Annotated in this window: 19 protein-coding genes; 8 read left to right on the forward strand and 11 right to left on the reverse strand. The window is 66.2% G+C overall.

Features of this window, described 5'->3' with window-relative positions:
• Positions 1–306: 306 nt before the first annotated feature.
• Positions 307–648 (forward strand): HPF/RaiA family ribosome-associated protein, encoded by a 342-nt coding sequence (locus A39O_RS0119030; RefSeq protein WP_020506258.1) that lies wholly within the window; start codon positions 307–309, stop codon positions 646–648.
• 104 nt (positions 649–752) lie between these two features.
• On the opposite strand, the gene A39O_RS0119040 is transcribed toward A39O_RS0119030, so the two are convergent.
• Positions 753–1787: a general secretion pathway protein GspB gene (locus A39O_RS0119040; RefSeq protein ID WP_020506259.1), complete on the reverse strand. Its 1035-nt coding sequence runs from the start codon at positions 1785–1787 to the stop codon at positions 753–755.
• Entirely contained in the window at positions 1784–3763 is a 1980-nt protein-coding gene (locus tag A39O_RS0119045; protein ID WP_157640270.1) for an ExeA family protein, read from the reverse strand. The genes A39O_RS0119040 and A39O_RS0119045 overlap by 4 nt, the downstream gene beginning before the upstream one ends.
• A 381-nt stretch (positions 3764–4144) precedes the next feature.
• Here A39O_RS0119045 and A39O_RS0119050 point away from each other — a divergent pair, with 381 nt between their 5' ends.
• Entirely contained in the window at positions 4145–6316 is a 2172-nt protein-coding gene (locus A39O_RS0119050) for a malate synthase G (RefSeq protein WP_026199530.1), read from the forward strand.
• 236 nt (positions 6317–6552) lie between these two features.
• Here the strand turns inward: A39O_RS0119050 and A39O_RS0119055 are convergent, their stop codons facing one another.
• Genes A39O_RS0119055 through A39O_RS0119070 form a run of 4 tightly spaced genes read right to left on the reverse strand, consistent with a single transcriptional unit; the run spans position 6553 to position 9071 of the window.
• Entirely contained in the window at positions 6553–7185 is a 633-nt protein-coding gene (locus A39O_RS0119055) for a DUF4276 family protein (protein ID WP_026199531.1), read from the reverse strand.
• A gap of 2 nt (positions 7186–7187) precedes the next feature.
• Positions 7188–8351, reverse strand: coding sequence for an AAA family ATPase (locus A39O_RS0119060; RefSeq protein WP_020506263.1), 1164 nt, complete (start codon positions 8349–8351; stop codon positions 7188–7190).
• Between the two features lie 43 nt (positions 8352–8394).
• Complete coding sequence (locus tag A39O_RS0119065) at positions 8395–8823, reverse strand: type II toxin-antitoxin system VapC family toxin (protein WP_020506264.1); 429 nt, start codon at positions 8821–8823, stop codon at positions 8395–8397.
• A complete protein-coding gene (locus A39O_RS0119070; RefSeq protein ID WP_020506265.1) occupies positions 8820–9071 on the reverse strand; it encodes a type II toxin-antitoxin system Phd/YefM family antitoxin in 252 nt (83 codons plus the stop codon). Before A39O_RS0119070 ends, A39O_RS0119065 begins: the two co-directional genes overlap by 4 nt.
• Positions 9072–9252: 181 nt before the next feature.
• Between A39O_RS0119070 and A39O_RS0119075 the strand changes: the two genes are divergently transcribed.
• Together A39O_RS0119075 and A39O_RS0119080 are read left to right on the forward strand one after the other, a co-directional pair.
• The gene (locus A39O_RS0119075; protein WP_040528212.1) at positions 9253–10035 is read left to right on the forward strand and encodes a hypothetical protein; all 783 of its coding nucleotides are present in this window, start codon (positions 9253–9255) and stop codon (positions 10033–10035) included.
• Positions 10032–11282: a hypothetical protein gene (locus A39O_RS0119080; protein ID WP_020506267.1), complete on the forward strand. Its 1251-nt coding sequence runs from the start codon at positions 10032–10034 to the stop codon at positions 11280–11282. Before A39O_RS0119075 ends, A39O_RS0119080 begins: the two co-directional genes overlap by 4 nt.
• A gap of 43 nt (positions 11283–11325) precedes the next feature.
• On the opposite strand, the gene A39O_RS34255 is transcribed toward A39O_RS0119080, so the two are convergent.
• Together A39O_RS34255 and A39O_RS0119090 are read right to left on the reverse strand one after the other, a co-directional pair.
• The gene (locus A39O_RS34255) at positions 11326–11643 is read right to left on the reverse strand and encodes a hypothetical protein (protein WP_020506268.1); all 318 of its coding nucleotides are present in this window, start codon (positions 11641–11643) and stop codon (positions 11326–11328) included.
• Positions 11644–11690: 47 nt separating this feature from the next.
• Entirely contained in the window at positions 11691–12416 is a 726-nt protein-coding gene (locus tag A39O_RS0119090) for a ComF family protein (RefSeq protein WP_245561932.1), read from the reverse strand.
• A gap of 201 nt (positions 12417–12617) precedes the next feature.
• On the opposite strand from A39O_RS0119090, the gene A39O_RS0119095 reads away from it, so the two are divergent.
• On the forward strand, positions 12618–13019 hold the full coding sequence (locus A39O_RS0119095) for a hypothetical protein (protein WP_020506270.1): 402 nt from the start codon (positions 12618–12620) through the stop codon (positions 13017–13019).
• A gap of 61 nt (positions 13020–13080) precedes the next feature.
• On the opposite strand, the gene A39O_RS36840 is transcribed toward A39O_RS0119095, so the two are convergent.
• Complete coding sequence (locus tag A39O_RS36840) at positions 13081–13611, reverse strand: GNAT family N-acetyltransferase (protein WP_020506271.1); 531 nt, start codon at positions 13609–13611, stop codon at positions 13081–13083.
• A 121-nt stretch (positions 13612–13732) separates the two neighbouring features.
• On the opposite strand from A39O_RS36840, the gene A39O_RS0119110 reads away from it, so the two are divergent.
• The 3 genes from A39O_RS0119110 (at position 13733) to lpdA (ending at position 17888) form a co-directional block, all read left to right on the forward strand.
• The gene (locus tag A39O_RS0119110) at positions 13733–15028 is read left to right on the forward strand and encodes a glycerate kinase type-2 family protein (RefSeq protein WP_020506272.1); all 1296 of its coding nucleotides are present in this window, start codon (positions 13733–13735) and stop codon (positions 15026–15028) included.
• Between the two features lie 26 nt (positions 15029–15054).
• Positions 15055–16335, forward strand: a complete 1281-nt coding sequence (locus A39O_RS0119115) for a DUF418 domain-containing protein (protein ID WP_211211631.1) — start codon at positions 15055–15057, stop codon at positions 16333–16335.
• Positions 16336–16451: 116 nt separating this feature from the next.
• Positions 16452–17888 carry a dihydrolipoyl dehydrogenase gene (gene lpdA, locus A39O_RS0119120; protein ID WP_020506274.1) on the forward strand — a complete coding sequence of 479 codons (1437 nt, stop codon included), beginning with the start codon at positions 16452–16454 and terminating at the stop codon, positions 17886–17888.
• Between the two features lie 142 nt (positions 17889–18030).
• On the opposite strand, the gene A39O_RS0119125 is transcribed toward lpdA, so the two are convergent.
• Entirely contained in the window at positions 18031–18465 is a 435-nt protein-coding gene (locus A39O_RS0119125) for an eL15 family ribosomal protein (RefSeq protein WP_020506275.1), read from the reverse strand.
• Positions 18466–18497: 32 nt separating this feature from the next.
• Positions 18498–19205: a right-handed parallel beta-helix repeat-containing protein gene (locus A39O_RS0119130; protein ID WP_020506276.1), complete on the reverse strand. Its 708-nt coding sequence runs from the start codon at positions 19203–19205 to the stop codon at positions 18498–18500.
• Positions 19206–19245: the final 40 nt, after the last annotated feature.

A 19245-nucleotide genomic window follows, 5' to 3' on the forward strand; every position in this document is an offset into this window, starting at 1 on the left:
CAGCGATCCCCCGCTCCCGCGGGCGGCGCCGTAGCCACCACCGAGGTTGTCGATCAGCCGGGCTTGTATTTTCGGCCGTAGACGCTATGAATAGTGCCAGCGCGATGTTGGACCCGAGCACAGCACCCGCCGCGACAACCCAAAGCGATTCTCTGGTAGCGCTGGTAGCGTCGTTGCGCGTACGACCGCTATACCCGACATATCCACTGACGCGGCAGTTCTGCCGCCCGTTCCTGCACTCCGGGTTCGCCCCGAAGCCGCGGGTCATCCAATCGAAAGACAAATGAAGTCCTGGAGACTCAACCCATGCCGATAAAGATCAGCGGCGACACCCTGGCCCTGGATAAGGCAATATGCCGACAGATCGAAAGCGAGGCGCAAAAACTCGCTGACCGCTTCCCGGATGAAAGCATCGACGCTTTAGCGCGTATCAATGAGGAATTCGACCCCCTGCACGGTCACCGGGTGCGTTGCGAGTTGCGCGCGAATCTGGGACAAGGTCGCCAAATTATCGTGCGCGATGCACGCAAGGACCCGGCCGAGGCCATCAGCGAGGTGTTTGGTACGGCCATGCGTAATGTGCGTCGCCTGCGCCGCCGTTTGGCCGTTGGAACCGGCAACCCGGTTCCTCAGGTCGGGGCCGTCTAGCGGCTGCCGCCGCCTGTCGCGAAGGGCGTTGCGTCGCTGACCAGCGGTTCGCTCTCCCCCTGCCGCCGGGCGCGTTTGACCCGATGCAGAACCGTCACCCGTTGCTACCGATGGACGAAAAACGGGTTGCCTTGATGACTCAGGACGACCCCGTCCGGGACGATCTGCTCGACCACCAGCCCCTCGCGCGTCTTCTCCCCGTCGCGGTACTTGAGTCCGTTGATCAAGACGAAGCGACGGGATTGATTGGCCTCGAAGACGTGCACGGTCATTAAGAAGGCCGGCACGCTGGCCTGCTGGTCGCGCGTCAGGCGCAGCTTGGTCAGATCACCGGCATCATGCGGCTCCTGCGGCGGCGCTGCGAGTTCGTCCTTCACCTTGGATTCATTGGACCGCCGGTCCCCAGCGCGCCCCTGGACCTGGCCCGTTTCGTTCTTGAACGTCTCAATAGCGGCTATCAGGTCGGGCGGCACCGGCGTGGGAGCCGGGTCCTCCGACTGCGCGACCGGAATCCACTCCTCGGCGTCCGCCGCATAACTCTCGTCGGCTTCCAGTTGGCGTTGGAGCTCAACTTCCAATTCGGCCTCCAGCGCATCCGTGTGGCGGCCTTGGTCGGATGCGCGCGGCGTTTGGCCAAGATCAGCGGCGCGGGGCGCGGGCATCGCCGGGGGTGCGCGTACCGCGCCTTTGGGCGGCGGCGCCTCGACCAAGGGCGCTGCGCTCGCGAATGACCGCAATTCCTCGGTGCCCGACGCCGGGCTCAGGGCAACCGGTGCCGCCGCTGCCGCAACCGGCGGATTCACGATCGGGGTCTGGCGGGCCCCGCGATCCGGTGTCGTGCCGGCGGGGTCGCGCGCGGTCGGCGTGACGGCGAGTTGCACCGGGGACGCGCGCTCGATCAGACCGGGAGGCGCGGCCGGCACCGCGACCTGCGGCGTGATCGGGACCGGCTGACGCAGCGCGGCATAGAGCGCGATCAGCACCGCCGCGGCCGCCAGCCCGACGGAGACCAGAATCCAGGGGCTGCGCGCCGGCACCGCGTCGTCCTCGGAAAACAGGCCAGCCCCGTGCAGGGTCGGCACCTGTCCGAGCTCGCGCTCGGCTTGAGACTTCTTCAGCGCCTCGAGGATGTAGCTCATGGCGCACCGTGACTCCCTGGCGGAACCGACAGATCCTGGACAGCAGCCGACGGGCCGATCCGCCAACGACCTGGATCGGCTGCCGTGCCGTCAACCGCCGCTTGGGCCGCAGTGCGCTGCGCCGCTGCCGCGGCCGCGAGCGGCGCGGTCATCAGGTGAGGAATGCCTGGCGTGGTCAAGGCGTTGTTGAGTTGGACCAGGGTCCGGGGGCCGGCGATGCCGTCGGGCGACAAACCGCGCGACACCTGGAATCGGCGCACGGCGGCGCCCAGGGCAGCGTCGAACTGAGCCGACCCGTTGTCTGCGCCATCGATTCCGGGGACCTGTGCAAGCAGACGCCGCAGCCACCGCACGGACTCGCCCGCGGCCCCCGGACCGATCACCGAAGCGCCGGTCGGCGGCGCCTGCCAGACGACGGTATAGTCGCCGTTCCAGGTCGATTCGATCCCGGTGAGTGGTATCCGCTCGCTGCCGTCCAGCAAATCCAGGGTGGCATCGGCCGCATCAAGCGCACCGAGCACCACATACCGGCGCTCGCCACCGACATCCTTCATGCGCAGCAGAACCGGCCGGTCATAGAACCGGACATGGCTGAGCTTGCCCTGCTCACGTTCGCACCGCAGTCCAAACACCGCCATTCGCCCGCAGGGATCGCCGAAGCCCAAATCCTGAACCGCGATCCCCCAGCGGCGTAACAGGACGCGCAAGGCCGCCTCCTCCGGCAGGCTGATCCGCGCCAGGGTATCCGCAGCGGACTCTGGCTGGATCGCGGCCAGCGAGACCCGCGGCAAGGACGCGGCAAGGGTGTCGGCCGCGACCGCGCTTGACATCACAGGCTCGTCAGCCGGCACCGCAGCGGTCGGCGGGGTCACGGCAGCGGCAGCAGCAATCGGGACAACCGCATTGGGGGACAGGGGCGCGCCCGCGACGGCGGCATCCGGACTTCCGCCCTCGGTTGCCGCCGGGGCTGGTGCGACAACCGGCGGGTCGAGCGCTGCCGCACCGGCCAACTCGGGGCCCGGCCGCGACTCCGACCACCCGGCGATCAGTTCCACCGGGTCACCGTAAAGCCGATCAACGGACAGCCAAAGCGCGGTGAACATCAAGGTCAATGCCGCGGCTCCCGCAACGGCAGGACGTGCCGCCGCCGGGCGCGCGGTTTTGATCCCCTCCCCGCGCACCTCGCGCGCGGCCTTGGTGACGACCGCGGGCGTCACTTGACTGGCGCGCGAGACGCAGGCCCCGAGCAGGGCGCGATCACACAGGATATTGACGACGCGCGGCACCCCGCCCGCGAACTGATGGATGCGCCGGATCGCCCCTGCCGTGAACAACGGGCGATCGACCCCGGCCACCGCCACGCGATGGCGGATGTAGTCACCGGTCTCGGCCGCGCTCAGGGGACGCAGATGATAACGGGCGGTGATACGCTGGTTGATCTGGCGCAGTCCCTCGCGGTCCAGCATCGTCCGCAGTTCCGGCTGGCCGACCAGAAAAATCTGCAGCAGCTTGGCCTTGGTGGTCTCCAGATTGGTGAGCAGACGGATCTGCTCGAGCACCTTGGGGCGGAGGTTCTGCGCCTCGTCGATCATCAGGACCGGACGACGACCGGCCGCGTGGGCGGCAAGCAGATAGTCGTTCAGGCGATCCACCAGGACCTTGACCGAAGGTTCCCCCTCCCCGACCGGGATACGGAATTCGTCGCAGCAATTGAGCAGCAGTTCGCTGGCGGTCATCGCCGGATTGACGATCAGGGCCACGTCCACGCCCTCCGGCAACTGCTCCAGAAAGGCCCGACAGACGGTTGTCTTACCGGTTCCCACTTCACCGGTGAGCAACACGAAGCCGCCGCTCTCACCGGCGCCGTACAGCAGATGGGCCAAGGCCTCCTTGTGCTGTTCGCTAAGAAACAGGTAGTGGGGGTCAGGGGCGATCGAGAAACTCGGCTCCTTGAGTCCGAAATACTTGGGATACACGATGATGCTCTTCAGAAAAACAGCGTGTTGGCGTTGACAAACCCGCACGACACGGCGGGCGGGAAAGCCCACATGACCTTGGCAGGGTAGTCAGGGGCGGCCCCAGCGTCAAGGACGGAGAACACTCGGTGCCTATCGGCTAACCCGTGCGGATTCAAACAACTGCGCCGGTCGCGTTCGCCCGCCCGCGCCGCCGCGGCCGGATCGGCGACGCCTCCGCGAAACGACCGTCGACGCGGACCGCGACGGAACCCGGCACGCACCACTTGTGCCGCGTTCCGGTTGACCTGACAATCTGGGGGCTGTATCGGGGGCGTCCCGCCGCCCGTGCCATAACCTACAACGACAGGCCCTCACCACCGGGGGTCGGAGAAGCAAGCAATGACTGAGCGAGTGGAAGTGAGCGGCATCAAGGTCGCGAAGCCCCTGTATGACCTGGTGAAGACGCAGATCACACCAGGCACCGGGGTCGACCCCGACAGCCTGTGGAGCGCCTTCGCCGCCATCCTGGCCGAGTTGGCGCCGCGCAACCGGGCGCTGTTGGCCAAGCGCGATGCGCTCCAGGCCCAAATCGACACCTGGCACCTGAACCATCGCGGCCAGCCGATCGACCTCGGGGCCTATCGCGCCTTCCTATCCGACATCGGCTATCTGGTTCCCGAGGGTCCGGACTTCGCCGTGACCACCGCCAATGTGGACGCCGAAATCGCGTCGATCGCCGGGCCTCAGCTGGTGGTCCCGGCGAGCAACGCCCGCTACGCGCTGAACGCCGCCAATGCCCGCTGGGGCAGCCTGTACGACGCGCTCTACGGCACCGACGTCATCCCGGACGAGGGCAAGCTGGCACGCGGCAAGGGCTATAACCCCGACCGCGGGGCCGAGGTCATCGCCCGCGCCGCGGCCTTCCTCGACCAGGCCGCACCGCTCGCCACCGGCTCCCATCGGGAGGCCGTCGGCTATCGGGTGGAGCAGGGCCAACTGGTCGTTGGCCTGCCGAACAACAGCCGGACCGGGCTGCAGGACCCGGCGCGCTTCGCCGGCTACCTGGGCGACGCGGCCGCACCGACCGCTGTCCTGCTGGTCAACCATGGCTTGCATGTCGAGTTGCAGATCGACCGCGCCAATCCGGTCGGCAAGGCGAGCCCGGCCGGGGTCGCCGATGTGCTGCTGGAGTCTGCGGTCACCACCATCGAAGACTGCGAGGACTCGGTGGCCGCCGTCGATACCGAGGACAAGGTCGGCGTCTACCGCAACTGGCTCGGGCTTATGAAGGGAACCCTGACCGCCCAGTTCAGCAAGGGCGGCAAGCTGGTCGACCGCGCCCTGGAGCCGGACCGCACCTACACGGCCCCCAACGGCGGAACCCTCACCCTGCCCGGCCGCGCGCTCATGCTGGTGCGCAATGTCGGCCACCTGATGACCAACGACGCGGTGCTGCTGCCCGACGGCTCCGAGGTCCCCGAGGGCATGCTCGACTGCCTGATCACCTCACTGTGCGCCGTCCATGACCTGAAAGGCACGGGGGCTTTACGCAACTCGCGCGCCGGCAGCATCTACATCGTCAAGCCCAAGATGCACGGGCCGGAAGAGGTGCAGCTGACCGTCGATCTGTTCGCTCAGGTCGAGGCCGCGCTGGGGCTGCCCCGCAACACCATCAAACTCGGCATCATGGACGAGGAGCGGCGCACCACCGTGAACCTCAAGGAGTGCATTCGCGTCGCGTCCGAGCGGGTCATCTTCATCAACACCGGCTTCCTCGACCGCACCGGCGACGAGATCCACACCGACATGGAGGCCGGCCCGGTACTGCGCAAAGGCGCCATGAAGACCGCCCCCTGGCTGCTGGCCTACGAAGACTGGAACGTCGACATCGGCCTCGCCTGCGGCCTGCCGGGTCACGCCCAGATCGGCAAGGGCATGTGGACCATGCCCGATGAGATGCGCGCCATGGTCGAAACCAAGGCCATGCACCCCAAGGCCGGGGCCAACTGCGCCTGGGTCCCCTCGCCCACCGCCGCCACCCTGCACGCCATGCACTACCATCAGGTCGACGTGGCCGCCCGGCAGGCCGAGATCGCCGCCGGCGGACGCCGCGCCAGTCTCGACACCATCCTGCAGATCCCGCTCGACCCCAAGGGCACCTGGACCCCGGAAGAGACCCAGCAGGAACTGGACCTCAACTGTCAGGCCGTGCTGGGCTATGTGGTGCGCTGGATCGACCAGGGCGTCGGCTGCTCCAAGGTGCCCGACCTGAACAACGTCGGCCTGATGGAAGACCGCGCGACCCTGCGCATCGCGAGCCAAGTTCTGGCGAACTGGCTGCACCACGGCGTCATCTCGCGCGATCAGGTCATGGCGACCATGAAGCGCATGGCGGTGGTGGTCGACGGCCAGAATGCCGGTGACCCGTTATACAAGCCGATGGCACCGGCCTTCGACGGCACCGCCTTCCAGGCCGCCTGCGACCTGATCTTCAAGGGCCGCGAGATCGCCAACGGCTATACCGAGCCGACGCTGCACGCCATGCGGCTCAAGCTCAAGGCCGCGGGCTAGGACGCCCGATCCGTGCGGCGGACCCAGGCCACTGGGGTGCGCCGCACGGACTTCCGCCACTGGAGTCCAAGGCTTCAGCCTAGGTGCTCATTGGGCAAGGCTGAAGCCTTGGACTCCAACCTGTTTGGTTCTGGAACTCCAACAGTCGATGGAACCGCCGGTTGCCACACTCTGGCCATCAAACAGTTCGTTCATGGGGCATTGTTCTTTCGGGAGGATCGATGTGGTCCTGCAAGTCAAATCCCCATGCGACGCTTGAGTTCGTCGATAAATCGCTTGGCCCACCCGGATGCGCCGGTGACTTTATCCGAGTCGATCAACGCTAAGAGTTTAAATGAGTGCTCACCCTTGCCGTAACCGGCTTTTGTCTTGCAATGAGCAGTGGCGGTCTTTAGCCTCTGATACAGGTCTTCCTTATCGATGTCCTCGACAGGTCGCGATGGCGGCGGAAGGACATTGAGCTTGAAACCGGGGTCGAAAAATAGCTGTAGAGTCTGCCGATCCGCCAGAAACCAACTTTCCATACATCGAACCATGAGATGACAGTCGTTGTCCGCCGCGCCATCGGGCTTGGCCCAGTGATCTCCCTGTCGTTGGGCAAGATGTGCCCAGGGTTGCCATCGGGCTTTGTCCTGGTCAGCTTGGTGCGTAGGCAAAACGGCCGACTCGCTGTCCACCAGCAGCATGGCGTGTTGCCCATTGGCAATGGCGGTACAGAAATCAGCATAAGCTGCACCGCGACTACCGCAGGCAACGATCCTTGGAAGTGCGCCAGTCAGGCCAGCCTTCTTCAAGAATGCTGCAAAACCCGCACGGCAGGCAGTCCTGAGATCATTGCTGTCCCCGCCGCCCTCGACGAAAAGTTTCATACCTACCATCGGGTCCCTCCAATGTCGCCGCGAAGCCAAAGATCGCCCAGGCGGTATTTATCTAACCACGGCTTCAGGTCTGCAGAATCCAGCCGCTGTAGCACGGTGCCCTGCTCATGCTTCTCGGCGACGATGATATTCTCCGGTACGTCGTGCATGCAATTTACTAACGTTTCGGAATGCGTGGTAACGATAAGTTGGCATCGTTCAGATGCCTCCTTCAATAGGTCTGCCACGGTGGGTAGAATGTCCGGATGTAGGCCCAACTCTGGTTCTTCAATACAAATCAAAGGCGGCGGGCTGGGGTGGCAGAGAATAGCGAGCAGACATAGGTAGCGGAGGGTCCCATCGGAGAGGCGCGTTGCCGGCACGGTAAAGCGGCCTTCCTGGAGGAAGACTTGCACAGTGCCGCCTTCGACCTGCACATCGAAATCGTCAATGCCCTCGTAGAGTTTGCGTAATGCATCAAGCAGGCGCGCCTTCGCCGCGGGCTCGCGGCGCAAGCGGTTGAGCACCAGACCGAGATTGCCGGCGTCAGGCTGCAATAGATCGTTTGGTAAATCAGCCTTCTGTGGCAACCGTGGTAGGGTATAGCGACCGAAGGTCCACTCACGATACAAACGAATCTTGGAAAATGCATTTCCGAGGTAGGTCAACTCTGGGTATTGATCAGGGTCTTTGCGCTGAGCGAGAATCGAGGCAGTAGGATCGATCTCCTCATGTTGCAGGCGTCGCTCTGTGCCCTTGACGTTGAGCACGCCGTGCCCGTCTTGGAAGCGGTAGTAGAAATATGGCTTGTGATGCCCAAGATCGGGTTCTACGTTCTCGATACGCTCATCGAGCAGCTCAAAGCGTTGCGCCACTTCAGTGAAGCTCAGCAGATAACGTAGATCCGCGCTCCCCTTCGGGTTCTCCAACACCGCGTCGATTTTAGCCGCTGGCGTTCCTTGCGCTCCTTTCCACAGCCAGTCGCGCACGCCGCCACCGTCACGAATGGGCGTAAGGAGGTCCTTTGGTGCGGAACGTATCAGGTCGACAGCCTCAATCAAGTTGGACTTGCCGGAGCCGTTGGGGCCGATCACTACGTTGAGGGGAAGCAGCGAAAGTGGTTTGGATTTGTCACCAAAGCTCAGGAAGTTGGTTAACGTAATGGATTTGAGCAGCATGTTTCGCACCGTTGAGTTCGCTTCAGGGCAGTCTCGCTTCCCATCAGTCCGCCTCGGGAGGCTCACCCCAAGGATTGAAGACCCGCAACAACGGCAGTTGGAAGTCGCCCAGATTGCGGGTGACCAGGGTCAGGCCGTGCACCAGTGCGGTGGCCGCCAGCAAGCTGTCGATGGCGGGCAGTGGGCGGCGCGCCTCGGCACAGAGGCGGCCCCAGCGGTCGGCGGTGTGGGCGTCGATGCCCAGGATGCGGCCGGCGAAGTAGGCGGGTACTTCGACCTCCAACCAGGCCGCGAAGGTGGTCTTGCGGTCGCCTTCCGGCATGGCATCGATACCCTTGCGCAATTCCCCGAAAGTCAGTACCGAGAGGTGGAGCGAGGCGGCCGGGCGTTGCGCGAACCAGGCCGCGACACCTGGGTGCGGGCGGCGTTTTTTCAACTCCGATAACGCGTTGGTGTCGATTAGCCAGCTCACAGATCGACCTCGCGGGAGAGGCTCTGGTCGTGGGTGAACTCCACGTCGTCTGCCCCATACAGCGGGGAGCGCTGCATGAACTCCAGCAAGGACTCGCGCGGCTTGGTCAGTCCGTCATAGTCGGCCCGTGCCAACACCACCACCGTCGGCTCGCCGCGCAGGGTGATCTCCTGAGGCTCGTGGTCAGCAGCCAGCCGCACCAGCTCACTCAAACGTGCCTTGGCATCTTGTAAAGCCCATTGGCGCATGGGAACCTCCGTCGAAAGTCGCGCTAGTCAGACTGGTCAGTATAACGCGCCGGTCCCGGACGACTCCACGACGAACCGCAGTTGTCCCGCACCGAACTGTGCGACAGGCGTGCGGCGCGCTAGACTGGCACGATGAATCCCCCCGAAATCTCGCGGTAGCGCCACGGTGAAGGCCGTCCCGATGCAATGTCCCAAGTGCGGCGCCGAACAGTCGGCGGACAACGCCATCTGTTGCCGCTGCGGTATCGTCTTTGCCAAGTATTACAAGTACCACCCGCGTGCGGATGAGGACAGTCCCGCACCCCCGCCGGGGCGGGTCGACGCGCGTACGTCGACCCTGACCCCGCCCGCGTCCGAGCGGTCGGAATCATTGCTGTTCCCGGCCACGCCCGGCGGGGACTGGCTGACCCTGAGTGCCCGCGGTCTGCTGTGGGCGGTGCTCCTGGTTTGGGGACTGTCGCTGATGTTCACATCGGTGGAGAGCGGCGGCGTCGGTGCGTCCTTTCTGCACAACATCAACCTGCCGTTTCATGAGTTCGGGCACATTCTGTTCCGCCCGTTTGGCGACTACCTCACCTCACTGGGCGGGACTCTGGGTCAACTGCTGATGCCGGCCATCTGCTGCGGGGTCCTGCTGGTTCAGACCCGTGACCCCTTCGGCGCATCCGCCGCCCTGTGGTGGTTCGGCGAGAACTTTCTGGACATCGCCCCCTACATCAACGATGCCCGCGCCGGCGTTCTGCCGCTGGTGGGCGGCAACTTCGGGCACTCCTCGCCCTATGGCTTCCACGACTGGGAATACCTGCTGGGCGAGACCGGGCTGCTTCATCTGGACCACCAACTCGCCCGCACCAGTCACCTGCTTGGGGCACTCATCATGGGGCTGGCGCTGCTCTGGGGTGCCCGACTCTGGTGGCGCCAGTTGCAGTACCTGCGTGCCGCCCAACCGGGCACATCGCGATGAGCCTGCTGATCAAGATCCTGAGTTGGCTGCTGACGCTCACCCTGCTGGGGCTGGGCGCACTGGTGGTCCTGGTGTTCCTGGACAGCCGGCCGCTGGTCCCGGAAGACCGCACCCTGAGCGCGGCCGAGCAGGCCTGGGCACGGGAGTGGCTCGTCGCCGCCAAGCCGCAGGGTCTGCGCGACGGGGAGCGGATCACCCTGACCCTCTCGGAACGCGAGGCCAATATCATCGGCAACTACCTGATCGACAGAGTCGGCCAAGGCCGTGTCGACGTGCGACTGACGGCGGACGGCGCGCGGGTGGCCGCGTCGCTGGGACTGCCCTGGGACCCTGACCAGCGCTTCATGAATCTGGACCTGAACCTGGCCGGGGGCGAGCGTCTGCCCCGGATCGCACAGGCGCGCCTGGCGGGCTTGCCACTGCCCGAGAACCTGGTCCAGACCATCGCGGAGCGCCTGGTGAACGCGTTGGACCAGGCCCGCCTGCTGCACCATGTCGATCTGCAACCGGATTTGGCGCTGCTCACTTACGAGTGGCACCGCGACGCCTTGGCCAATCTGGGCAGCGGTCTGGTCTCGGCGGAGGAGCGAGCCCGGATTCTCACCTATCAGCACGTGCTGGTCCGCTACGCGGCCGCCCATCCCAAGCCGCCGACGATCGCGCTGGCGGACCTGCTCTCGGTGGTTCTGTCCGCGGCCCAGGGCGCGTCTCAGTCCGATCCGGTCGCGGAGAACCGGGTGGCACTCCTCGCCCTCGCCGCCTATACGAACCAACAGCACATCCGCGATCCGGACCAACCCGACGCCCGCTCCGCCCGCATCCGCTTTCGCCCGGTTGCGCTGCTTGGCCGCCGCGACCTGGCGCAACACTTCATGACCTCCGCGGCGCTCGCCGCCCAGGGTGGAAGCGCGCTCTCGGACCTGGTGGGGCTCTACAAAGAGGTCGCGGATTCCCGCGGGGGCAGCGGTTTCAGCTTTGCCGACCTGGCCGCGGACCGGGCCGGTACCCGCTTCGCCAATCTCGCCACCGGCCAACGCCAGGACGCCCAGGCCGTCCAGGCCGCCGCCCGTGAGGGACTCACCGCGGACGACCTCATGCCCGCCATCGACCGGCTGCCGGAAGGCATGAACGCCGCCGCTTTCGCCGCGGCCTTCCAGGACACCAAGAGCCCGGCCTATCGCGGCGCCGTCGCCGCGATCGAGCGCGACATCGATGCGCTGCGCCTGTTTCAAAGAGCCACGCGGTGAGCCGCCGGCAACAACAAGCAACAGCATCCAAGCCGCGCGGAACTCACCGGATGGCTGCGATGAAGACCGCCCGGGCGGTCGCCAGGCTCGCCTCGAACCGCTCTTCCAAGTCCAGGTCGAGCGGTCCCAACCCGCGGCGCAACGCCATCTCGTACGCGTCCAAGGCGGCCTGCCAAGAGCCGCGCGGGTCTGGTCCGGCCGACGCCTCACCGGTTGCGTCGCCGGGTAACACGGCAGCCGAACGCGGGATCATGCGCTGGACCCCATCGCGCTCACGGCTGGCGGTCATTGGACCGGTCTTGGTATAGCGCTCATCCTGATAGACAAACCGCTGCCCCAGCGGCAGATGGGGAAATTTCATGGCGGGAAGCCCCTGTCTCTGATCGATGTATTTTCAAAGCGCGGACATCACGCTGTCCGGGCCACCGCCCAGACGTCAATCGTGATGGCACCGGCCCGCCGCAGGACCAAGGCCAACTCGCTCACGGTACTTCCGGTCGTCATCACATCATCGACGATCGCAATATGCGCCCACGGCAGCGGCGTCTGTGCGGTGAAGGCGCCGCGGAGATTGCGGCGGCGCGCTCCCTGGTCCAAACCCGCCTGCGGCGGGGTGGCCAGGACCCGGCGGCAGCACCGCGCATCGATCGGCAGGGCCAGGGCCCGCCCAACCACGCGGGCAATCTCCAGCGCCTGATTGTAGCCGCGTTCGGCCAACCGCCGCGGATGCAAAGGCACCGGCAGCAGCGCCTGCGGCAAGGTCAGCCCCTGCTCGCGTATCGCATCCGCCAGAATATCGCCAAGCAGACGCGCGGTATTCAGGCGGCCGCGAAACTTGGCATCAGCCACCAGGTTCGACACCGGAGTCTCATAACGCAGGGCCGCAATCGCGCGCGCGAAAGGCGGCGCCCGCCGCTGGCAGGACCCGCACAGTGCGGCGACCGGCCCGTCGAAGGGAACCCCGCAGCACGGACAACTGTGCCGATTGAACGGGAGTTCCGCGGCGCACCCCAGGCACAGGTCGCGTCCACCCGCCCCCGGCGCTCCGCAGAGGATGCAGGTTGGCGGGAACAGTGTACCGAGCAGACGGCCGGACAAGCGGCGGGCACCAGACGCACGGCGGTGGCTCGACAACGCGCGTTACTCCATGGTTAACACAGGATTGAACACGAAACACTCTCGCTCAACCGCACCGCCCGAGCGGGATCGGTTGGCATCGCGTGACCGTATGACCTTACACTAGGGACGCGCGGCAAGCACGCGCCCGCCACCCTGGCGGTCGCCTGCATCCGTTCGCGTCAGTTCATCGAGACGTTCGCAGGAGGTTGCCGGATCATGCTGGAGTATGTCTTTTTCCAAGAAACACCCCGTAAGCGGTTCCAGGATTTTCTCACCGCGCAGGGCCTGGCCTGGACCCTGGAGCCCGGTGACCTGGAGACCCTGGTCGTCGTCGACGAGGCTGGCTTGGACGACGAACTGGCCGAACGCATCGAGGCGATCTACGACGAACTGTTTTCCGCTGAACAGTCGGTACAGGTCAGGAACCTGCCCCAATCGGCCAGGGATGACGACGGCAGCGGGTTCGTCATTCAACTCCCGGACGGCGTCCGGGTCTATGTCGCATTGCCGCAGGAGTTGATCCAGCGACTCCTCACGGTCATCACTGTCGAGGAACTCGGGACGCTGGTGGACGCCATCACGCACGCGGTGACGCGCCGTGAAGGTACGGGGGCCTAGCGGATGCGGGTCCGCGCCCGGAGCGGCCAACCGGGCAGGCGTCGCCGGCATTGGCGATTGCTCAATCGCCTTGCTCCGCGGGGGAGGCCGATGGGGTCCGCCGGGAAGGCGTTGGATGGGCCTGAATCACTTTGCGCATCAACACCTCATCCTGTCCCGCGATCACCAGGTCCGTGAGCAGGCCGACGGGGCGAAAACCCTGTTTCTCATAGAAGGCTCTGGCACCTGAATTGAAACCGGACACCAGGAGCCAGAGGTTCGAAGTCCGGCCGCGGTAGGTCCGCTCGATGAACGTCAGGACGGCGCGGCCAACCCCCTGGCCCTGAGCGCCCGGCAAGACCGCGAACAGTTCGATGTAGGCCCCGCGCAGCCAGGGGTGGCGGATGACCACAAGCCCCTGAATCGCCCCGTTGCGGACCGCCAGATAGCGGGTGAGGTCCGGGTGGGTGAGCTGGAGTCCGCGCGCCAGCGCGTCGGCGCCGTAGCCCAAGGTCCGCCAGGGGTCGCCGGCGGCGAGGCTGGCGGCGATGGTCTGCGCCTCGCCCGCACCCAAGGCGTCGCACGCAATGAATTCCAGCGGGTCGGAACTCACTCCCCGACCCCCGGCCCGGCCGGCGCCATTGTGCAGTGGACGGCCAGGATGAAGACGCGCAAGACGGCAATGCGGGACATGGAACAGGCGACCGCGTTCGAGAGATCAGACAGTATATCAAATGACCGCAAACAGGATCACCGACCCAAGCACAGTCAACGCCAAGACGTTGTTGCGTGACATGTTCGACGCGGCGATCACCGCGGCCCAGCCCGCGCGCTGTCTGCCGCCTTATCTGCCGGACCCGCCCGCGGGGCGCCTGATCGTCATCGGCGCCGGGAAAGCGGCGGCGGCGATGGCCCAGACCGTGGAGCGGCACTGGAGCGGCCATCTTACGGGTCTGGTCGTCACGCGTTACGGCTATGGCGTACCCTGCCGACGGATCGAGGTCATCGAGGCGGCCCATCCGGTACCGGATGCCGCGGGCAGCGCGGCGGCCCGCCGCATCCTGGACCTGGTGCACGGACTCGATCGCGCGGATCTGGTGTTGTGTCTGCTCTCCGGCGGCGGGTCCGCCCTGCTGACGGCGCCGGCGCCGGGCCTGACACTGGCGGACAAACAGACGCTGAACCAGGCGCTGCTCAAGAGCGGCGCCACCATCGCCGAGATGAACTGCGTACGCCGCCATCTTTCCGCGATCAAGGGCGGACGCCTGGCGGCGGCCTGCCACCCGGCCCGGGTCCTGACGCTGCTGATCTCCGACGTACCGGGCGATGATCCTACCGACATCGCGTCCGGTCCGACGGTCCCCGATCCCACCCGTTGCGCGGACGCCCTGCGGATCCTCGACCACTACGGGATTGCCGTGCCGGAAGCGGCACGTACGCTGCTCACGAGCGGCGCGGGCGAGACGGTCAAACCAGGAGACCCGCGCCTCGCCGGGGGCAAGGTCGAACTGATCGCCACGCCCCAACTGGCACTCGAAGCCGCCGCCGCGGTCGCACGTCAGGCCGGAATCGCGCCCTTTATTTTGGGCGACAGCATCGAAGGCGAGGCGCGCAGCGTGGGCACGGTCATGGCCGGTATCGCCCGGCAGGTGGCCGTGCACGGCCAGCCGACTCCGGCCCCCTGTGTTCTGCTCTCGGGCGGCGAGACCACGGTGACGGTCCGCGGTCAGGGGCGTGGCGGACGCAATGTCGAGTTCCTGCTGGCCCTGGCGGTGGCGCTCGCCGGCCAGCCCGGCGTCTATGCCCTGGCGGGCGACACCGACGGCATGGATGGTCAGGAACCAATCGCCGGCGCCTGGCTCGCCCCGGACAGCCTCGGCCGCGCCGCGGCCCTGGGTCTGCGGCCGCGGGATCACCTGGCCGACAATGACGCGCATGGCTTTTTCCAGGCCCTCGGCGACTCGGTAGTCACCGGTCCGACCCTGACCAACGTCAACGATTTTCGTGCGATCCTGGTGACCAGAGTATGACCGGAGCCGATCCTGCAGCACCGTCGTTGCGTCTTCCCGACGCCGGCCGCATCGCCCAGATCGACGCCTTGCGCGGCTTCGCCGTGCTCGGCGTCTTCTGGATCGGAGTCGGCGCCTTCGGTCTGCCCTACGGGGCCAATGCCCTGCCGACCCTGCTCGGCACCGCAAGCCCATTGAATCTCGCCCTCTGGGCCTCGACCGAGGTCTACATGGAGGGTGCCGTACGCGGCGTTTTTTCCATGCTGTTCGGGGCCAGCGCCCTGATCTACCTGGACGAGGCACGGCTCGCGCGCGACGGGGTGGCGTTGGTGGACCGCTTCTACCGGCGCAATCTGATCCTGATGCTGTTCGGTCTGATCCATGCCTATCTGCTGCTGTGGCCTCATGACGTGCTCTATGCCTACGGGCTGCTTGGACTCTTTCTCTTCCCGCTGCGGCGCCTGCCGGCCTTGGCGCTGTTCCTGATCGGAGTCGTGCTCCAGGGGGTCGCGGACCTGACGATCGACTGGCCGGCGGTCATCGACTGGCTGCGCGGCCTGCCCGAGTCACCCGAGCTCGCCGCCGCCGCGGCCGGGGCCGGCGCGGACCCGGCGGAGGCCGCCCGTTTCCTGGGTTGGCTGCGGTTGCAACTGGAACAGGACATCCAAACCTACGGTTCAGACTACCTGACCCTCTTCGCTGCCCAAGCCGCGGAGGTCGCGGCGCAACAGTCCACGGTCTTTTATCAGCGGCATGGTTTCGAGATCGGCGGCATGATGCTGATCGGCATGGCGCTGTACCGCTGGGGAGTCCTCTCCGGACAGCGCCCGGCGGGGCTTTACTGGCTACTCGCGCTGCTGGGGTTCGGGGTGGGCGGCTGGCTGCGCGGGGCCGATGTTTACCAGGCCTATCGCCTGGACTTCGACCCGCTGATCGTGGCCGGGCTCGCCCAGGGTGACCTGGATCTCGGGCGCCTGCCGGTGGCGCTCGGTCACGTCGGCCTGATCGGACTGCTGTGCCGATGGAGCCGCGCCGCCCGGCTGACGCATGCGCTGGCTGCCACCGGACGCCTGGCGCTGACTCACTACATCACCCAGACGGTGATCGGCATCACCCTGTTCTACGGGTTCGGATTCGCGCTCTTCGGGCGTCTGGAGCGGTGGCAACTGGCCTTGATCTTCCTTGCCGTCGCCGCGTTCCAGGTCCTGTTCAGCCTGCTGTGGCTGCGGCGTTTCCGCTACGGGCCCCTGGAATGGGTATGGCGATCATTGACCGACGGGCATCTCCGGCCGCTGCGCGTCGCGGCTGGACCGAACACCGCAACGTGACTGAGGGTCAAATCCGCGATAATCCCCCCAGCCGATACCGTCCGTCAGTCCGGATCGCGCACCTTCACGCCGCACCGACACCCGGACCCCTAACCAACTCACCTTGCAGAGCGAACATGAGCGAAACCAACCAGACCCCAACCCAGGACCTCAGCACTGAGGTGGCGATCATCGGCGGCGGACCCGGCGGCTACACCGCGGCCTTCCGTGCCGCGGACCTCGGTAAGCGGGTGGTGCTGATCGAGCGCTACAACGCCTTGGGCGGCGTCTGCCTGAACGTCGGCTGCATCCCCTCCAAGGCGCTGCTGCATGCCGCCGCCATCATCGAGGAGGCCAAATCTCTGGGCACCATGGGCGTGACCTTCGCCCCGCCGCAGATCGATCTCGACCAGATGCGCGCGGGTAAACAAGCGGTCGTCAACCGCCTCACCGGCGGACTGGCGGCACTGGCCAAGCAGCGCAAGGTGCAGATTGTCACCGGCGAGGGACGACTGGAAGGCCCGTATCAGTTGAGCGTCGAGACCGCCGAGGGCCGGGTGAACGTCACCTTTGAACACTGCATCATTGCCTGCGGTTCGAGCCCGGTGCGCATCCCGAGTTTTCCCCACGACGACCCGCGGGTGCTGGACTCCACCGGCGCCCTGGAGATTCGCGACATCCCGGCACGCCTGCTGATCGTCGGCGGCGGCATCATCGGCCTGGAGATGGCCAGCGTCTATGCCGCCCTGGGGTCCCGCATCGAGGTGGTGGAGTTGCAGGACCAACTCATGCCCGGCTGCGATATCGACCTGGTCCGCGCCTTCGAAAAAGTCATCAAACCGCGCTACGACCGTATCATGCTGGAGACCAAGGTGTCCGCCATGGACGCGACGCCCGAGGGCATCAAGGTGGTGTTCGACGGCAAGCATCCCGGTGAAGCGACCTACGACAAGGTGCTGGTGGCCGTCGGCCGGCGGCCCAACGGCCAGTCGGTGAACGCGCAAGCCGCGGGCGTCACGGTCGACGCGCGGGGATTCATCCCGGTCGACGGACACCTGCGCACCAATGTCCCGCACATTTTTGCCATCGGCGACGTGGTGGGCAACCCGATGCTGGCGCACAAGGCCACCCACGAGGCCAAGACCGCCGCCGAGGTCATCGCCGGGCTGCCGGCCCTGTTCGACCCCCTGACCATCCCCTCGGTCGCTTACACCGACCCCGAGGTCGCCTGGATGGGGCTGACCGAGACCGAGGCCAAGAAGCAAGGGATCGCCTATGAAAAGGGCGTCTTTCCCTGGGCGGCGAGCGGCCGGGCACTGGGCATCCACCGCGACGAAGGTCTGACCAAGCTCCTGTTCGATCCCCAGACCCATCGTATCCTGGGCGCCGGCATCGTCGGCGTGAACGCCGGCGAGCTGATCGGCGAAACCGTGCTGGCCCTGGAAATGGGCGCCGACATGGAAGACCTGGGGCTGACCATCCATCCCCATCCGACGCTCAATGAGACCATCGGCCTCGCCGCCGAGATGGCCCACGGGTCCATTACCGACCTGATGCCGCCGAAGAAACGCTGAGTCGGCCGGATGATCGCCGCGCATTGCCGCGGCGATCATAGCCCGTCTGCCGGTTGTGCCAGATCCCATGCCACGGGGATTTGAGCGCGTATTCCTCGTCCCGCGTCGTCACCGGACGCTCCGCGCGGCGCTTGCGTTCGCCCTACGGACTGATGGGCACGCCGGTCAACAGCACCTCGTCGATGTAGGCGAAGTCGCTGGTGTCGGTGTCCCACATGCCGAAGGCGATGCCGAACGCCGGGTTGTTGGCGGCGGCGGCCGGCAGGGCGATCTCGATCAGATGCAGTTGGCCATCGCTGGCCGGGTGGTGGTTATCGACGGTCAGCGGTTCGTACCAGGTTTGGCCGTCGGTCCAATAGAGGATCAGGTACTCCCAATTTTCGAACGACTTGGCGCCCAGGTAGACCGACAGCACAAGATCCTGGTAACCGGCGGTGGAGCGCCGGCGCTCGACCCAGACATTGTTGCCGGTGAAGCGCATGGCGTGGGTCCCGTGCTTGGGATCGCCCGCGTACCAGGCGACCTTACCTTGGCGGTACCAACCCGCGAGCCCGGTCTCGAAGTCGCTGGAAAGCACCGTTTGGCGGACAGCCGGCGGTACAACCTCGATCAGGCGTGATTGGCCGCCGGACCATGGCCGCCGGCACCGACATAGACGCCCTCGGTCGGGGTGTTGTAAAGGGTATTGTTCCAGATCAGGTGGTAGCGCGACGGCTCGCCCTGGTTACCGGCAATGAGGATACCGGCACCCTGCAGGTCATAGAACCGGCTGTTCATGACGACGTTGAAACTCGAATCCTGGAGATGCACGCCGCCGCCCTGGTGCGAGCCGGTGGCGTCGATGCCGTCGACGATGGTCCAGTCGACCGGGTCCGCATCGTTGTAGTCGCGATAACGGCCGGTCTCCAGGATCGCGAAGACGCCGTTGTTGGCGCGCCAACTGCGATAGACATAGAGCCGGTATTCACCCGGGTGTACGGCCAGATCGATCCCGGACAGATCGGTGCCGGCCGGGAAGCGGATGGTATCGGTCCCGGCGACCGCAACCCCGGTGGTGACCGGGACGATCGGCGCGCCGGAGCGGGTCAAGGCGACCGCCTCGGCATAGGTGCCGGGGGCGATTAGGACCTGATCGCCGGGTTGCAGGGCAGCGGCGGCGGCATGGGCGATCGTGCGCCAGGGGTGGGCGGCGGAGCCGTCGCCGGTGTCATTGCCGGCGGGCGACACGTACCAGTTTGCGGCCAGGGCCGCGCTGGGGATGAACAACATCAGGGTGGTGAACGCGGCGATGGCCGCCAGGTGACGACGCAAGCACATGTAGGGAGTACGCCAGGTTGGCACGACTACCGCGATCTTC

The organism is Lamprocystis purpurea DSM 4197, from assembly GCF_000379525.1.
GTDB lineage: Bacteria > Pseudomonadota > Gammaproteobacteria > Chromatiales > Chromatiaceae > Thiodictyon > Thiodictyon purpureum.

Bases quoted from the DNA above. Each gene is read 5' to 3' on its own strand.
- A39O_RS0119030 (WP_020506258.1), top strand. From the start codon at position 307: ATGCCGATAAAGATCAGCGGCGACACCCTGGCCCTGGATAAGGCAATA.
- A39O_RS0119040 (WP_020506259.1), bottom strand. From the start codon at position 1,787: ATGAGCTACATCCTCGAGGCGCTGAAGAAGTCTCAAGCCGAGCGCGAG.
- A39O_RS0119050 (WP_026199530.1), top strand. From the start codon at position 4,145: ATGACTGAGCGAGTGGAAGTGAGCGGCATCAAGGTCGCGAAGCCCCTG.
- A39O_RS0119055 (WP_026199531.1), bottom strand. From the start codon at position 7,185: ATGAAACTTTTCGTCGAGGGCGGCGGGGACAGCAATGATCTCAGGACT.
- A39O_RS0119060 (WP_020506263.1), bottom strand. From the start codon at position 8,351: ATGCTGCTCAAATCCATTACGTTAACCAACTTCCTGAGCTTTGGTGAC.
- A39O_RS0119070 (WP_020506265.1), bottom strand. From the start codon at position 9,071: ATGCGCCAATGGGCTTTACAAGATGCCAAGGCACGTTTGAGTGAGCTG.
- A39O_RS0119075 (WP_040528212.1), top strand. From the start codon at position 9,253: ATGCAATGTCCCAAGTGCGGCGCCGAACAGTCGGCGGACAACGCCATC.
- A39O_RS0119080 (WP_020506267.1), top strand. From the start codon at position 10,032: ATGAGCCTGCTGATCAAGATCCTGAGTTGGCTGCTGACGCTCACCCTG.
- A39O_RS34255 (WP_020506268.1), bottom strand. From the start codon at position 11,643: ATGAAATTTCCCCATCTGCCGCTGGGGCAGCGGTTTGTCTATCAGGAT.
- A39O_RS0119095 (WP_020506270.1), top strand. From the start codon at position 12,618: ATGCTGGAGTATGTCTTTTTCCAAGAAACACCCCGTAAGCGGTTCCAG.
- A39O_RS0119110 (WP_020506272.1), top strand. From the start codon at position 13,733: ATGACCGCAAACAGGATCACCGACCCAAGCACAGTCAACGCCAAGACG.
- lpdA (WP_020506274.1), top strand. From the start codon at position 16,452: ATGAGCGAAACCAACCAGACCCCAACCCAGGACCTCAGCACTGAGGTG.
- A39O_RS0119130 (WP_020506276.1), bottom strand. From the start codon at position 19,205: ATGTGCTTGCGTCGTCACCTGGCGGCCATCGCCGCGTTCACCACCCTG.